The sequence below is a fragment of the Paenibacillus sp. Soil750 genome (genome assembly GCF_001428045.1).
GTDB classification, from domain to species: domain Bacteria; phylum Bacillota; class Bacilli; order Paenibacillales; family NBRC-103111; genus Paenibacillus_E; species Paenibacillus_E allorhizoplanae.
Genome location: NZ_LMSD01000041.1, coordinates 320,026 through 336,342 on the forward strand (window position 1 = coordinate 320,026; position 16,317 = coordinate 336,342).

The window sequence follows — 16,317 nt, forward strand, 5'->3', positions numbered from 1 at the left end:
TTTGCCATAAGGAGGGCGGCTGGATGAAGCAAATTCTGATTGTAGACGACGAACCGCTTATTCTAAAAGGTATGGTTATTATGCTGAAGCAGCATTCGCATACATTTGATTCGATACGCACAGCTAGCAATGGTGTAAAGGCACTGCAAATGATCGAGGAATCGATGCCGCAGCTGCTTTTTACAGATATCCGAATGCCGAAAATGGATGGGCTGGAGCTGTGTAAGCAGGTGCATGAGAAATATCCACTGATCCAAAAGGTCATTATTTCGGGTTATGGTGACTTCGAATATGCTCAGGCTGGTATGTCCTATGGGGTCAAAGAATATTTATTGAAACCGTTTACGCCGGTCAAAATCCATGATCTGCTGACGAAGCTGGTTTCGCAGAGCGGTCATGCCATTTTATCCATTTCCAAGTATGAGGATTGGATTGAGAAAATTGTAGAGGCCATCTGGACGCTGCGGATTGATGCGGTAGAGGCGCATTTGGAGGAATTGCGATTGTATTGCATGTCAGCTTCCTCCTCGGATTCCGAGTTCATTCAGCTGCTGCAGGACTGCCTGCCCATGCTCAAGAAGCGACTCTCTCTTCGCAGTTTTCAGCCCAAAACCGAAGAAATGACCGATACAACAGATATGATGGCTTACTTCCTGCAGCTTCAGGAGCAAATCATGAAGATGATCGATGAGCTGGCGCTGCAACGAGGTGGTCAGGATCTCATGCAGAAAGCGAAAATTTACATGGATGCCAACATCACGAATAGTCTCTCCCTAGAGGACGTTGCTGAGTATCTCGGGATTACACCTCCTTACTTGAGTTTGCTGTTCAAGAAGGTGTTCAAGGAAACCTTTGTACAATATCGCATCACGAAACGAATTGAGCTAGCGAAGCGGATGCTGGAGATGCCTCATTACAGGACGAACGATATCGCTTATGAGATCGGCTATGAGAACTACCCGCATTTTTCCCGGATGTTCAAAAAAGTCACAGGCCTCTCACCGCTTGAATACCGGCATATGATGGGGATCAAATGATGAAGCCATCGTTAGCTCGCAGCATTTTCGCCTATGTGGCCGCCATTGTTCTGATCACCGTCATGTCGATCGGTTTCTCCTCTTACTATATCTCCTCGAACAAATTGAAGGAGCAAACGGAGCAGCACTTGACGGAAATTGTATCGAACGCGGTCAACCATACGGATTTATATTTGAAAAATTATGAGCGCGCGCATTTGTCGCTTTTTACCAATAGTTCGGTTAAAAAGTTCCTAGACGACCCGCCAACAGGCGATTACGAGTATTATCAGTTCACAGACAACTTGATGGATAACGTCATTAATCCGCTTTTTATTAAGTCTCCGGAGATTATGACCGTCTACTTGGCCGATTATAACGATCATTGGGTGTATTATGAGAATCCGGCGTTGAAGCCGATTGTTGATCCGGTGCCTGCTTTTACAATGGAAGAGTTGGACAAAGAGACAGATGCGCTCGGCAACATGACCATTATTAGCAACAGTGTATTCTCGGAGAGCAATAACCAATTCATCACGTTGGCTCGGAAAATTCATGGTGAAGTGTTCAATGAGTTTAAGGGAATTTTGGCCATCGAAATTAAGGCAGACGAGTTCGCAACCTTGTGGAAGGGAATCAATTTGGGGCCGAGTGGTTTTTTTGCCATTGTCGATAATGACGGGCGCATCGTGTATCATCCCGACAAGCAGCACATCGGTACTACGGTGAACAAGGCGCTGATGGCGAAAATAGAAGGGAATGACTTGAAATCCTTCAAGGATTCCTCGTTTGGGGAAGAGCGTATGGTCGTCAGCTCGAAGTCAGCTTATACGGGCTGGAACCTCATGGTGTCGATTCCGACGGCAGATATTAATCGGCCACTATCGAGCATTCGATACTCCTCCTTCTGGGTAGGCGGTATTACACTGCTGTTAGCATTACTGTTATCCTATCGATTTGGTCGCAACATTACGAAGCCGATTCAAATATTGAAAAATGGCATGCGCCAAACGGAAAAAGGAAACTGGGTGAAAATCCCCCAGCTGCAAACGAATAATGAGCTGGATGAGTTGATCCAGCGCTACAATTTGATGGTCGTCTCGCTGTCGGAATTAATGGACACCTTGTATCGAACGGAGCTCAGCAAGAAGGACGCTGAATTGGAGCGACAGAAGGCCGAGCTGCAATCGCTGCAGCTGCAAATCAATCCGCATTTTCTATACAATACGTTGGAAAATATTATCGTCTACGCCGTCATTCAGCAATCCACTGAAATTACAGAGATTGTGGATGCGATAGCTACCATGTTCCGTTACTCGGTGCAGACGCATATCGAAGAGACAGCCATTGTCAATGAACTCAAGCATGTGCTGAACTATATGACGATCATGAAGCACAGGGTGGGGCGGGAGTTCGAGCTAGACGTAAGAATACCGCCGGAATTCTTTTTGAAGAAGACGGCGCGTTTAACGTTGCAGCCATTGATCGAAAATATTTTTCAGCACGGATTCGCCGATGGGATCGAGGAGCATCACTATATTCGGCTGGATGCGTGGGCTCAGGACGATGATCTGATTATCGTCCTTGAGGATAACGGCGTCGGGATGACGCCCGAGCATCTCGCTTCGCTAAACAAGCAGCTGAGCGCCAATCAATTGGCGGAAGCGAAGCTGCATAAAGGCGCCGGCAACAGTGGCGGCATCGGCATGATGAACGTACATCGCCGCATCCAGCTGGTGTTCGGCGAGCAGTACGGCCTGAGCATAGCGAGCGAGCTCGGCGTTGGTACGCGGATCTATATTCGGTTTCCGAATATAGGGACGTGAGGGTGAAGGGGGGCAGCAGGCTGTTCAGGCTTGGCCTTAACAAAGGCTTATTAAGCCTGCTTAGCCGAGCAGCCCAGCAACTCAGCAACTCAGCAACTCAACAACACAGCACCCCAGCACCCCAGCCCCCCCCATCCCAAAGCCTTGCCCCCACACGGGAGCGGGGCTTTTTGCTGCATCCTTCCCCCAAGGGGAACGAGGGTGCGCTATTCCGGGTAAAACAGACTTTATCTAGCCGGAAGGGAACGAGGATGCGCTATTCTCCAAAAAACCATCATACTCACACGTAAACGTTGTAAATAGCGCACTGACGTTCCCCTCACCTTCGCATGATGGTGAATTTATATTTATGAATGACATGATGGTTAGGAAACGGAAGCTTTTGAGTGGCATGTTATCTGTACTATTGCTGTTATCCCTGTGTCTGGCCATCATCCCTTCACCTGCAGCTTCAGCAGCAGGATTGCCGTTAACGGAGGACTTCGAAAGCTACGGCAACGCAACATCCGGTTACACCCCACCAGTTGGGAGCACTTCGACGAGCACCCAGCCATGGAAAACTGTCGTCGGCGGCAGCACGAGCTGGTCCATGGGCGAGGAAGCCGCATCCGGTGGAGCGACACAGAATCATTTTCTTAGACAGACGGATGCAACCACAGGTGTCACGTATGTCATAACGAATGACCAGTGGGGCGCTGCGACGCCAGCGATTCAGACAACCGACATCACTTTATCAGGTAAACTCAAAGTGACTGGCGCCAACAGCACGTATGCTGGAGTCGTTGCCAGATACTCAGGCAGCGGAACGACGGCTACGTATTACCGTTTTACCTTGAAGAAGAACTCATCCAGCTATCAGTTTTATCTTGAAAAAGTAACAGGCAACACGAAGGTAAGCGTGCCCCAAACGACAGGGACCCCGAACGCTAGCGGTGTTTCCGTCACGAACACGACGTTGAGCACATCTTTCGATAGTCTCGGCTACTTGCCTGTTAAGCTGCAAGTGATCCAAAATACGGATGGCAGTCTAACGCTCCAAGGTTACTATGGCAGCACGCTCATCCTCTCGGGAACAGACACGACCCCATACACATCCGGTCAAGTCGGTGTGTACAGTTATGCGGGCGCGACAGCGTTTGACGATATCCAAGTGGAACTCAAAACAGCCAAAGAAGACTTCGAAAGCTATGGCAATGCCACAAGCGGCTATACGTCACCAGTTGGCAGCGCTTCCACCAGCACTCAGCCTTGGAAGATCGTTGTCGGTGGAAGCACAAGCTGGCAAATGGGGGAAGAGACCGCCGCAGTCGGGCTCAATCACTTCCTCAAACAAACGGACACCACAACAGGTGTCACGTATGTCCTAACGAATGATCAGTGGGGAGCAACGGCTCCTGCAATCCAGACGGGTGACCTCGCGCTAACAGGTAAGCTAAAAGTGACTGGCGCGAACAGCACCTACGCTGGACTCGTCGCCAGATACTCAGGCAGCGGCGCAACGGCGACGTATTACCGGTTTACGATGAAGAAAAACTCATCCAGCTATCAGTTTTATTTGGAAAAGGTGACAGGCAGCTCGAAGACCAGCGTGCCGCAAACGGCAGGAACACCGAACGCTAGCGGTGTCTCCGTTACGAACACGACGCTGAGCACCTCCTTCGACAGTCTAGGCTACTTACCTATGAAGCTTCAAACGACTCAGAACACGGATGGCAGCCTGAAGCTTGAAGGCTACTACGGCAGTACACTTGTCCTCTCAGGAACAGACACAACACCGTATACAACGGGTCAAGTCGGTCTTTATAGTTATGCGGGTGCGACGGCATTTGACGATGTAACAGCAACGGCAACAAGTGGATCGACACCATCCCCGACAGTACCGAATGCGCCGACGAACGTAACGACGTCCCTACCTAGCACAGGTGCCGTGAACGTCGCATGGACAGCTTCGGCTACAGCAATTGGCTATAACGTGAAGATGGCGTCCAGTGGGAGTGGACCTTTCACTTCGGTGAACACCACTGCGATCTCAGCGACAAACTATACAGTAACTGGCTTAACGGTTGGTCAGACCTACTATTTCGTCGTTAGTGCTGTGAATACAGCGGGTGAAGGTTCAAATAGCACGCCAGCTATATCAGCGGTACCGCAAACCATTGCGAACCCACCTGTCTCTGTAAGCAACTCAACCCAGCTCGCGCAAGCCATTAATGCAGCAAACCCAGGTACTGTGATTGAGCTAGAGAATGGGAACTATGCTTCCTTTAGCATCACAGGCAAACATGGCGATGCCAGCAATCCTATCGTGATCAAAGCGAAGAATAAAGGGATGGCCGTTTTCAATGCCGGTCCGATCAAATTCACAGACAGCTCCTACATCACCATCCAAGATATGACGTTCGTCATGGACAGTACAGCCTCGAACTGGATTCGAATCACAGGTTGTAACCATATGCGGATCACGAACAATTATTTTCACTCACCAAGCTCAGCGACAGATGCGACCAAATCAAGCTGGGTGTATATCGACGGATGGAGCTCGCATCACAACCAAGTGGACCACAATTTGATGGAAAATAAAAAGGATCGCGGGAAGTTTATTCTCTTCGACGGCAACCGAGACACCGTAGCGGCTACGTACGAAATTACCCAGTACGATGTGGTGGAGTACAATATTTTCCGCAATACGCTGCCTCGTCAGGAAAATGAATCTGAGGGAATCCGCCTCGGTGTGACGGATTTGGTGCATCTGAATGCGTACGCGACGATTCAGTACAACATTTTCGACCATGTGGATAGTGACCCTGAATATGTCTCTGTCAAAAGCGGCGGCAATGTCATTCGCTACAACTATTTTATTGAATCCTTAGGCGAAGTATCCCTTAGATCGGGCAACGGTTCTAGCGTCTATGGGAACATGTTTATTGGAAATGGTCGTGAATTACTTCCAACCAACCCAGAAAGCCGAACGTTAGGTACAGGTGGTGTGCGGGTTTACGGTCAGAATCACAAGGTGTATAACAATTATTTTCAAGGGCTAACAGGGACGGAGTGGGATGCGACGATTGCCCTCACTACAGGCGATAACGATAATTTGACGCAGCCGATCCCAAGCAATAATCACTACATTGCCAAGAATATCATGATCGCAAACAACACACTCGTGGATAATAAAAGCGGGATTGAGCTGGGATTTGTGCGTTACGGCATGGCTCCGCAGAATGTAACTTTTGCCAATAATGTGGTGGTTGGTGGTCAGCAAGAATTAATTAAAATCATGACGCCTATTCCAGGCTTGAGCTGGTCTGGCAATATCATGTTCCCACAGCAAGGGGTGCTCCTAATTACGGGGAATTCGGCTGCACTTACGGAATCAGAAGTGAAAGTTGCTTATCCGATGATGAAAGAAGCGGTGTTGAATTTGAGTCCGACGGACTACGCATGGCTTTGGACTTCAAGTGAGTATGACAGACTTAGAACGATTTCTTATAAAAAGCTTGCAGCTAACAGCCCAGCGATCAATAGCTCGGTCGGCAATTATGGCAGTGGCGGCGCACTGTCCTTCGTGACGGAAGATGTAGAGCACGAAGTGAGAGCGGGTGTTCCCGATGTCGGAGCAGATGAGTACACCGCTGATCTCCTGACAGATCTCACGGCACCAAGCTGGAGCTCAGGCACACCGTTATCACTTGGAACCGTGACTCCGCGTCAAGTAACGTTGAACTGGCCAGTGGCAAATGATGATACAAACATCGTTGGTTATCGTATTTATCGGAACGGCGTTCTGTACGATACTACTTTTGGAAATAAGACCTCGTATACCGCAACTGAACTTCAGCCAGGAACGTCGTACATGTTCAAAGTTGAAGCGATGGATCAAGCGAATCGAACAACGGCAAGCAATACCGTAACAGCGGTTACGCCTGCTATGACAAGCATTACGATCTCAGGTGTACCTGCGAGTATCGCGCTCGGCGGTGGAGTGAAGCAGCTTCTAGTGACCGCCCACTTCGCAGATGCCTCAACGGAAGACGTCACTGGGGCAGGTGCTACTTTTACAAGTAGTCAGGCAAGTAGTGTGTCGATATCGGGCAGCGGCGGTATTACCGGCGTTGGTTTAGGAAGTGCTACTGTATCGGCAACCTATAATGGATTCACATCTTCCGCTATGACCATCACGGTAAAAACACCATCACAAACAACGAAGGTTGTGGATGCAGATACGTATGTGGATAGCGTTACATCGACTAATGCCAATACGAACTACAGTACAACGACAACCATGCTCATTCAGACAGATGGCGGGAAGCAGGCGGGTTACATGAAAGTAACTATCCCAACATTATCAGGTACCGTCGATACGGTTCAGCTGCGATTATATGTTGCGAGTGCACAAGCTGGCGCTGATATACTGCTCCATGGGATTGCCACGGATAGCTGGGATCCAACGCTTATCACTGCGGCGAATCAGCCAGCAAGAGCATTTACCGATGTGGATGCAGGCGACCTTCCTGTGACCGCTGGTAGCTACGTGACGTTTGACGTAACGAAGTATGTTCAGACCCAAAGCGATGGCACACTCAGCTTCCGACTAACAATGGTGTCGGACGACAATCCGGCTACGGTATATACCAGAGAATATACGGACATTAACAAGGCACCAACCCTTATTTTTACAACCATTACCCCGTAATTCAAACATAGAGAGAAAGCGTGGAGAGAAGCGATGCTGGAGAATGTGGCGTTTCATAATACAGCGGAATTGGAATCGAGATTGTATCTACCTGGTCTTAGGTTGCAGAGGTTTCCCAAGCAGGTCCGCGAATCGCTAACCGAAAAAGGCCGAACCAAAGCTGCTGAATCTAGTGGCTGTGAGATACGATTTGTGACAGAGGCTGCGAACATCAGAGTGACGATGGCTGCGCAAGAAAAGGATGGACGTGTACTCGTTTTCAGAGGCGATTTATTCCATGCTGCGTATGACTTGAAGGCTGGTGTCGTTACCACTTTACAATTGGAAGCACCAGAAAGATTTGCTGAGGTACCGCCTGCGTTACTAGATAATGTCGCGTTCTCTTCCAAAGTGTGGCGTATCTATTGCGGCCGGTTTACAGCGATCTTTTATGACATAGATGCTTATGGCTTTGCGATTAGGCCACCTGATCGTCAGGAAATACCGAGGTTGACCATGCTTGCTTACGGTTCGTCGATTACACAAGGGGCAGGCGCTTTGAGTCATTATAATGGGTATGTCCAGCAGACGGCACGCCGTCTTGGTACGGATGTGTTGAATCTAGGACTCAGCGGGTCTTGCTATTGTGAGCCGGAGCTGGCCGATCATTTGGCGGAGCGGGAGGATTGGGATTTGGCCTATTTGGAACTGGGCGTCAATATGAGAGGAACCGTGAGCACCGAGGAATTTCAGCATCGCGCGACTTATTTATTGGATGGGATCATCCGAAATCACCCTACTAAACCGATTCTTGTGACAACGATATATCCAAATCGGGCAACGTATTTTCATGATTCGGCACATCCGTTTAGTGTGGCTGAAAAGCAATTTAATGATGTGTTAAAACGGTACGTTGAGAGTCGTGAGCATGCAAATTTGACCCTGTTAGATGGGGCGCAGATCATGATTGATTTTACCTCTTTGACAAGTGATTTGATTCATCCTTCGGATTATGGACATAGTCGGATGGCGGAGCAATTGGCTGGGTTTTTACGACCTTCTGTGGATAAGTTACGTGCTGCACAAGGTTGATCAACATATAAAAAGGTATTCAATAGGAGGCAGAAATCATATGAATGGAATTAATTTTACTGGGAAAATTGCGCTTGTTACAGGATCAAATGCGGGGATTGGACGGGCGATTGCTCTGGCTTTGGCTGCAAATGGGGCAAAGGTTGGCGTGAATTGTCTATCTAACATAGCTCAGGGCGAAGAAACGGTGGCGGCTATTCGTGCGGCAGGCGGGGAGGCCATTCTTGTGCAAGCGGATGTGACAGATCCCGAGCAAATTAACCGGCTTGTGAATGAGGTTGAGCAGGCTTTTGGCGGCTCCATCGATATTCTGGTGAATAACGCGGGTCATTTGGTACAGCGAGTGCCGAACGCAGAGATGACCGAGGATATGTATGAACGCATCATGAATGTGAATTTGAAAAGTACGGTGTTTATGTGCAAAAGAGTGCTGCCCGGCATGAAAGCCAAAGGTGCCGGCCGCATTATTAATATGTCATCGGTTGCTGCCTATAACGGCGGTGGACCTGGTTCTAGCATTTATGCGGCTAGCAAAGCTGCTGTGATGGCGTACTCAAAGGGGCTGGCGAAGGAAGTAGCGGCAAGCGGCATCACTGTAAATAACGTGTCACCTGGTTTTATCGGCAACACGATGTTCCACGCCACTTTCACGAGTGACGCAGCGCGTCAGGCTACCATCGGTGGCATTCCGCTTGGGCGCGAAGGCACACCAGAGGATGTGGCTGGTGCAGTTCTGTATTTGGCATCTGAGCTAGCTGGCTACCTAACGGGGGAAACAATTGAGGTTAACGGCGGGATGATGATGCGATGAGCGATGCCGTTAAGGTGAGCGAATCAATTCGCGCGAAGGTGCAGCGCTTAGCTTGGGCGAGTGAGGTGGCGAACTCGCTGAAGGAAGAGATGGATGGGCTGCAGGCTAGCGGCAGTCTGATCATTCCACTGGAGCCAGGCGGCTGGTGGCACCAGTATGTGTGTCAGCAGCACCATACGGAGCTGCTGTTCGATCCTTCCGTAGCCGATGCGACGCAGTTTCATTGTCCGCATGGCTGTGTGGTGGAAGGCGCCGAGTATCGAGGCGCCTGGCTGGTGTATAAGCACCAGCAGCTCGCGCGGATCGCGCTGCAAGCTGCTGCGGTTTATGCGGCGCAGCGCGACTACGCCTATGCCGAGCTGAGCAAGCGGCTGATCGTGGCGTATGCGGCGCAGTTTCCGTTGTATCCTGTGCATCCAGATGCGCAGCCTTGGATGCTGAAAGGGCGCGCGTTTCATCAAGCGCTGACGGAATCGATCTGGTCTACGACGCTGATTCGGGCATATGTCTTGCTGTTGGATGAGGGAGTAGTTTTTAACTCAGATGAGCAGCAAAAGGTAGATATATTCCTTCATCTGCTTGAAGAGAGCATGCGCGCGTATCGTGGGATTTTGATCCACGAGCGGAACAATGCGGAGAACAACTATACCGCATGGTTGAACGCGTCATTGGCTTGTGTATATGCCGCCCGAGGGGAGCGGCATGAGCTTGAAGCATTAGTGGAAGCCGAGGGCGGCTTCCGGCATCATCTGTCGATCGGCGTGAAGCCCGATCAGCTGGAGTTCGAAGGCAGCACGTATTATCATGTTTTCGTGCTGCGTGCGTATTTGATCTTCGCTGAGATGGCGAAGCGATGTGATAAGGATCTCTACGCGTGCGAGGGTACGCAAGGGCAATCCATGCGCGGCATGGTAGAGGCGCTAGCGGAGCTTGCCGATGACCAGGGCGTGCTGCCAGCGCTGCACGACGGTCCCATGGAGCGGCTGCCATATGCCCGCGAAATCGCAGAGGTAGCCGAGCTGGGGCTGAGCCATTATGCGGTGGAAGGCCTCGTGCCGATTCTGCGCGAGGCTTATCGGCAGATGGGCTCCGCGGATGGCTCGCGCTGCGGGCTTGAAGCGCTGCTGTATGGCGCGACGGCAACCGTAGCGATTCCCTCCGAGGCTCTTACGAAGTCGCGCGGTTCAAAGCTTTGGCCAGCATCTGGTTTTGTTGTCGGGAGACAGGTGGATAACCCACTGTCATTTCTTGTGGATTTTGGCGAACACGGGGGTGCTCACGGGCACCTTGATAAGCTGCACCTGACGTTGATGCATAAGGACCAGACACTTACGCCAGATTTCGGCGTAGTTCCGTATGGATCCACGCTGCGTCCGTGGTTTGGTGAGACCGCCAGTCATAACACGGTTTCACTAGGCGGTAAATCGCAAGCCGAACATACAGGGCGGTGTCTGCGGTTTGATCAAACGGAAGCAAGCACCTATGTTTGTCTGCAAAGTGATATGGCCTACGCCGGTTGCAGGCTGAATCGTCATCTTCTTTTAACAAGCGACTGGCTGTTGGATTGGTTCGAGGTCACGCTCTTGAGCGAGGATCCTCAGTCCATCGAGTGGTGGATGCATCCCGTAGTTGCGCCACTATCAAAGCAGCTAGTAGAGCTCTCTTTTGCGGATAATGCTATCTATCCACCTATTCACATCCAACCAAACTTGCCAGAGTTGCCTATCGTGGGGCGCTTTTTCCCTGAAGAATCGAATGTTAGCATGAAGTATTTACTTTCACCGGACGGTGTCCAGATTCATCAAACGGCATTGATGCTTCCGGGCCAAGAACTGTTGATGGTTCGAACACCAGGAAATTCCATCGACCCGAGCGTACCACTGACTGCGTTGCTGCATCGCCAATCTAGTAAACAGGCTAGCTTCATCCATGTGTATCGTATTGGAGCGGGGGCGATGCTAGGACTTATCGCTAAGGATCACATTGGCATTACCGCAGATGGTCGCACGACGACCGTTCAACTTTTACCAGAACAAGGGCTGCTGATTGTTTAGCAGCTCTTTTTTGCTAGGGAAGGCATCATCTTGGTGGGATTTGACAGTGCTTCTGAGGAGTAAGTATGATGGGATTATAAAGGACGGTGTATCCCATGAATACGTTGCAGGAGCCTCGCAAGCGGGAAGAACGGCATGTCATTAGTTTTCTTGAAATTGTGGATGTGGGCACAGGGGAACGTCACGTATTGGCCGAATTCGATGATTTGATTGAAGCGCCGAACTGGACGAGTGATGGCGAGCATCTCATTTATAACCGGAGAGGGTTGCTCTATACCTATGAAATCGCTACTGGTCAGAGCACAGTGATCGATTCTGGCTATGCGAATTGGTGTAATAATGACCATGTGCTGTCCCCGGATAATAGGCAAATTGCTGTGAGTCATCACACCGAGGAGGATGGGCAGTCGCGTATTTACGTGTTTCCGTTGGTTGGCGGTCAGCCTACATTGATTACAGCGATGGCCCCAAGCTATTTGCATGGGTGGTCTCCGGATGGTCGTGAATTATCCTATTGTGCGGAGCGGAATGGCGTGTACAATATTTATACGATTCCCGTTCAGGGTGGTGTGGAGCGACAGCTGACAGATGTTCCTGGACTTGATGATGGTCCTGAGTACTCGCCAGATGGTCAGCATATCTGGTTTAATTCCACACGATCCGGTTTGATGCAGGTATGGCGAATGAACGTGGACGGCAGTGAGCAGACACAAATGACAGATGAGCCCAGTAATAATTGGTTTCCACACGTATCCCCAGATGGGAATACGGTTGCGTATATTGTTTATCGCGAAGGAGATGTCGAGCCTAATGCGCATCCCCCGAATAAAGAGGTTGAAATTCGATTAATGGCGAGTACGGGAGGCCCTTCTCGGACCTTAGTTTCGCTGTTTGGCGGACAAGGGACAATCAACGTCAACTCGTGGTCGCCCGATAGCCAAAAATTAGCGTTTGTTAGCTATAAATTGAAGAAGTAGGTTGAGCTTTTTAGAAACGGTAAGTCCTTCGATATGTCGAGGGGCTTATTTTTATTTTGCGTTTAAACATGCGGCTCATATAAAAAGCATTCTGATACCCGCACTGCTCAGCGATATCCTCGAGCGTTAGATCGGTGTCGACGAGTAAGGCGCGTGCCTTTTGAAGCCGAAGTGTGGTGGCGTAAGCAATAGGGGAAAGCTTGTACACCTGTTGAAAACGTCTGGTTAACTGCGAAGCGCTGAGGCCCAGCTCCTTCGCGAGGTCTTGCAATTGAAAGTGAGATCCGAACGCATACTGCTCGATATAAGCAAGAGCTCGGTAGGTAATCGGGTCTGTTTTGTCCTGCTGGTAGGACGGGATATAATCTTGTTCTTTCTCGATTTGGAACAGAAGATCCGCGATTAAGTGGTTTGCGTAGGCTCCATTTTTATCGGAAGGCTCATCGGATAGATGTCGCAAATAAGTGAAGGTGGATGTTAAACGCTGAATATCTCGGATCATGATTTTGCCATGGGAATACGTGCGCTCTGAGCTGAATTCTATGAAAATAAAGGAGAGGGGTGACGTTACTTTACGCTTTAACAATGTGCCAGGTGGACAAATGACAAGCTCACCTACCGACACATCTTGGAAATCTTCTTCTGCATTGGTACTTAATTTATAAGAGAATCCGCCGGATTGGGGGGCAAGCAGGACCCAGTCCTTATACATATCTTCTTCCATCATAAAGCTGTCCCTAATTCCGCTGCAATAGTATCGGATCATTTGGATGGGTGGCATCGCGGTTCACCTTTCTATGTGAAGTGTCATTTGCAAAAAAGTATATGAAATATCATAAACCAGTGCATGTGCAATGTAAATAACTCGGAGTACTATTAAGTCATGGAAGCAAATACAAGCAACAAACAAAGGAGATTACACACATGAAAAAAATCAACATTCTTACCACAGAACAGATTCAAAGCTATAGCGAGAAAGGCTATCTTGTGCTGCGAAATGTGTTCAGCGAGCAAGAAGCCATCGTGCTTCAAGCGGAATGTGACAAACTCCTTACGCTTGATGCCTACACGGCACCGAATAATGTGCGAGCAGGGCACAAAGGGTATGCAAACGGTGAAGTAAAAATTGAACGACTGGACCCAGTTCATGATATTTCTGCAGTCTTCGCGGATTTGGTGAAGGATGAGCGGATTCTAACGCCGCTTCGTGACATTTATTTGGATGAGCCGCAGCTGTTCAAAGATAAACTGATCTTCAAGCTGCCAGGGGCAAACGGCTACAGTATGCATCAGGATGCTGCTTGGTGGCAAGGCTTCCCGATCAAGGGGCTTATCAGCGTGATGGTTGCGATTGATGGGGCTACCGTTGTGAATGGCGGGCTGGAGCTGTTCCCAGGGTACCACGAGCGTCTTCGCTCAACGCCAGGGGAGCTTAGGAATATGAACGCGCAGGAAATCGCAGAAATCGACCCTAGTACGGGTGAAATCGTTGAGACGAAGCCGGGAGACGTCATTATTTTCCACTCCTTCACACCGCACCAAAGTGGAACGAATACATCGGATAAAAGCCGCAAGCAGCTGTTCCTAACATACGCACCAGCGAAGGATGGCGACCTGTATAAGGCACATTACCAGCACTACAAGCGTTATGCTTTGAAGGGCAAGGATTTGAGTCAGTATTATTTCTTGTAGTCGTTGAACTAATCACAGGGGATGCACATACGCACATACACGTACGCGATTCACTTGTACGCGATCCAAACGTACACCATCCACGCGTATGCGATCCAAACGTACCCCGATTCACGCACGGCCCCCCACACACACTATAGATGGAAAAAGTACAGTTAATTATGGAGAAAATCGAGATTCTATCCATTTAAATGGAAAATGCACAGCTAATTCTCGTGTTTGCGTGCGATATTCGAGTTTCTGTCGATTTTACATGTATGTTTTCCAGTTATTTCAATAAATCGGGCGAATGGTGCTGAATTAGCTACAGGAAATCCAGTTATTTTAAAAATGCACGAATAGCTACCAGCTAAATTGACCTGTATCTAGTTAATCAGGACTAGTCATTCATCAAAAATTTCCTTATAATTACATTTGAGTGACGAAGAACGTCCCGTTCCATTCTATTTGAATGGATGCGGGGCGTTTTTTGTTTATCTAGAAGGAGATGAGAGAAATGAATGTTGTGGAGGCGCATAACGTGTTTATTCGAACACATTTAGACAATCGTAGTGGGGAGCGGCGCGGCAGATTGGAGAGAGGACATGGGCATGGGGAGGCACTCTTTGCTAAACAAATTTGGTGGAATTTACGTGGGGACTTCGAGAGCATCTTCACCCTGAATATGAGGTGCTTGACTGGCGTGGGCGTTCTTACTTTGCTGATTTTGCTTGGTTGCCAGGCTTTGTAAAGCTGCTGATAGAAATAAAAGGCTATGCCACGCATGTTCGTGATCTGGACAGGCAGAAATTTTGCAATGAATTGAATCGCGAAACGTTTCTTCATGCGATGGGGTATCAAGTCATTTCCTTCTCTTATGATGATGTTGAGCAAAGGCCGGAGCTCTGTATAGCCTTGCTGCGAATGGTGATGGCGAGATATCAAGCGAGTGCAACGCCTGTTCTACGCGCCTACATGGCAGAAAAAGAAGTCCTTCGTCTCGCCGTTCAGCGTGCAGAGCCGATTCGGCCGAAGGATGTGGAGCAGCATTTTGATATCGATCATCGGACAGCGGTCATGATGCTGAAGAAGCTTTGCTTGAAAGGCATGCTCACACCTGCCTATAGCGGAAAGGGGCAGCGCATCGTTAAGTACACATTAGCTGGAAATGTCTTGTTCGCTAACATAGATTAATGGAAAACATACAGCTAATTTATCGAGAAATCATCGATTTATTCAATTAGCTGGAAATTATACAGCTAATTTCAGCGAAAACAACTGATTGCGCCATAAAGGCAGAGAATAGATGGACCTTTTCCATCTATTCTCAATAATCAGACTAAAGTTGCTGAATTAGCTGGATGAAATCCAGTTATTTCGCAACCTTGCCCAATCCAGCTACTCTCTCACCATCCACTCACCCTCCACGCGCACCAGAGATCCCGCTAGTCACACACCCTGCCCTGCTACACCAGTCCTCTCACTAGTCCTACACCATTATCCCCCACGAAAAAAAACAGCCACCCCAGGTATCTAACCCCCGAGATCGGCTGTTTCCCTACTTTTTTACAATCCCAACAAAAACGGTACAACCATATCAGCAATCCGCCGATGGCCAGCCTCATTCGGATGCAAGCCATCCGATGTGAAGTGGGACAGTGTCAGCATGTTTAATCCGCTTTCCGCGTACAGATTAAGCACAGGCAACCCGTACAACAAGCCAATCTTCTTGATAGCCTCGACATAATCAAGGAGACGATGACCAGCCGCGTTGACATAGAAAATGTCATATAGATCTTTATCTCGCTGCAGCGGGGTCCATAAACTCAATCGGCATTTCGGATTTTTCGTCAAAATGTCTTCGATCAACGTGGCATAAGCACCGTGAAACGTAAACACGTCCTTACTCCCTAACTCCCCGATCGGCTTATCTAAACGAAAATCATTCACACCAGCGAAGATGGTAACGCAATCTAAGGTAGTGTCAATCATCCGACCAACATGAGTCGTCGCTCCATAGTCACGATCACCGCCAGCTGTCATGGGACAGCCGCTTTTGCCATAGTTGATCACGCTTGCGAAGCCTAGCGCTTCCTGCACTAGCGGCTGATAGCCATCAGCTTCGGTGATGCTGTCGCCGAGAGTCCCCCAGGTTTTTCCCTCCCATTTGTTAAGCATGCCAGAGAGTCCCCTTTCGA

11 protein-coding genes are annotated in these 16,317 nt (G+C 49.2%); 9 read left to right on the forward strand and 2 right to left on the reverse strand.

Going from position 1 to position 16,317, the window contains the following annotated elements; all coding sequences use genetic code 11:
- Positions 1-23 precede the first annotated feature (23 nt).
- The 7 genes from ASL11_RS30860 (at position 24) to ASL11_RS30890 (ending at position 12,448) form a co-directional block, all read left to right on the forward strand.
- Positions 24-1,037 (forward strand): response regulator transcription factor, encoded by a 1,014-nt coding sequence (locus ASL11_RS30860; RefSeq protein ID WP_056623487.1) that lies wholly within the window; start codon positions 24-26, stop codon positions 1,035-1,037.
- Positions 1,034-2,842, forward strand: a complete 1,809-nt coding sequence (locus ASL11_RS30865; RefSeq protein ID WP_235550631.1) for a sensor histidine kinase — start codon at positions 1,034-1,036, stop codon at positions 2,840-2,842. The genes ASL11_RS30860 and ASL11_RS30865 overlap by 4 nt, the downstream gene beginning before the upstream one ends.
- 349 nt (positions 2,843-3,191) lie before the next feature.
- On the forward strand, positions 3,192-7,535 hold the full coding sequence (locus ASL11_RS30870) for a chondroitinase-B domain-containing protein (RefSeq protein ID WP_056623491.1): 4,344 nt from the start codon (positions 3,192-3,194) through the stop codon (positions 7,533-7,535).
- A gap of 33 nt (positions 7,536-7,568) precedes the next feature.
- Positions 7,569-8,606 carry an SGNH/GDSL hydrolase family protein gene (locus tag ASL11_RS30875; protein WP_056623494.1) on the forward strand — a complete coding sequence of 346 codons (1,038 nt, stop codon included), beginning with the start codon at positions 7,569-7,571 and terminating at the stop codon, positions 8,604-8,606.
- 40 nt (positions 8,607-8,646) lie between these two features.
- Positions 8,647-9,417 (forward strand): SDR family NAD(P)-dependent oxidoreductase, encoded by a 771-nt coding sequence (locus tag ASL11_RS30880; protein WP_056623495.1) that lies wholly within the window; start codon positions 8,647-8,649, stop codon positions 9,415-9,417.
- 14 nt (positions 9,418-9,431) lie between these two features.
- A complete protein-coding gene (locus ASL11_RS30885) occupies positions 9,432-11,471 on the forward strand; it encodes a heparinase II/III domain-containing protein (RefSeq protein ID WP_056623643.1) in 2,040 nt (679 codons plus the stop codon).
- Between the two features lie 95 nt (positions 11,472-11,566).
- A complete protein-coding gene (locus ASL11_RS30890) occupies positions 11,567-12,448 on the forward strand; it encodes a TolB family protein (RefSeq protein WP_056623499.1) in 882 nt (293 codons plus the stop codon).
- A 10-nt stretch (positions 12,449-12,458) separates the two neighbouring features.
- On the opposite strand, the gene ASL11_RS30895 is transcribed toward ASL11_RS30890, so the two are convergent.
- A complete protein-coding gene (locus tag ASL11_RS30895; protein WP_056623504.1) occupies positions 12,459-13,229 on the reverse strand; it encodes a helix-turn-helix domain-containing protein in 771 nt (256 codons plus the stop codon).
- Positions 13,230-13,372: 143 nt separating this feature from the next.
- On the opposite strand from ASL11_RS30895, the gene ASL11_RS30900 reads away from it, so the two are divergent.
- Both ASL11_RS30900 and ASL11_RS30905 read left to right on the forward strand, forming a co-directional pair.
- Positions 13,373-14,140 carry a phytanoyl-CoA dioxygenase family protein gene (locus ASL11_RS30900; RefSeq protein WP_056623507.1) on the forward strand — a complete coding sequence of 256 codons (768 nt, stop codon included), beginning with the start codon at positions 13,373-13,375 and terminating at the stop codon, positions 14,138-14,140.
- 621 nt (positions 14,141-14,761) lie between these two features.
- On the forward strand, positions 14,762-15,313 hold the full coding sequence (locus tag ASL11_RS30905; RefSeq protein WP_327205123.1) for a DUF559 domain-containing protein: 552 nt from the start codon (positions 14,762-14,764) through the stop codon (positions 15,311-15,313).
- Between the two features lie 372 nt (positions 15,314-15,685).
- Here the strand turns inward: ASL11_RS30905 and ASL11_RS30910 are convergent, their stop codons facing one another.
- The gene (locus tag ASL11_RS30910; RefSeq protein WP_056623510.1) at positions 15,686-16,297 is read right to left on the reverse strand and encodes an SGNH/GDSL hydrolase family protein; all 612 of its coding nucleotides are present in this window, start codon (positions 16,295-16,297) and stop codon (positions 15,686-15,688) included.
- Positions 16,298-16,317: the final 20 nt, after the last annotated feature.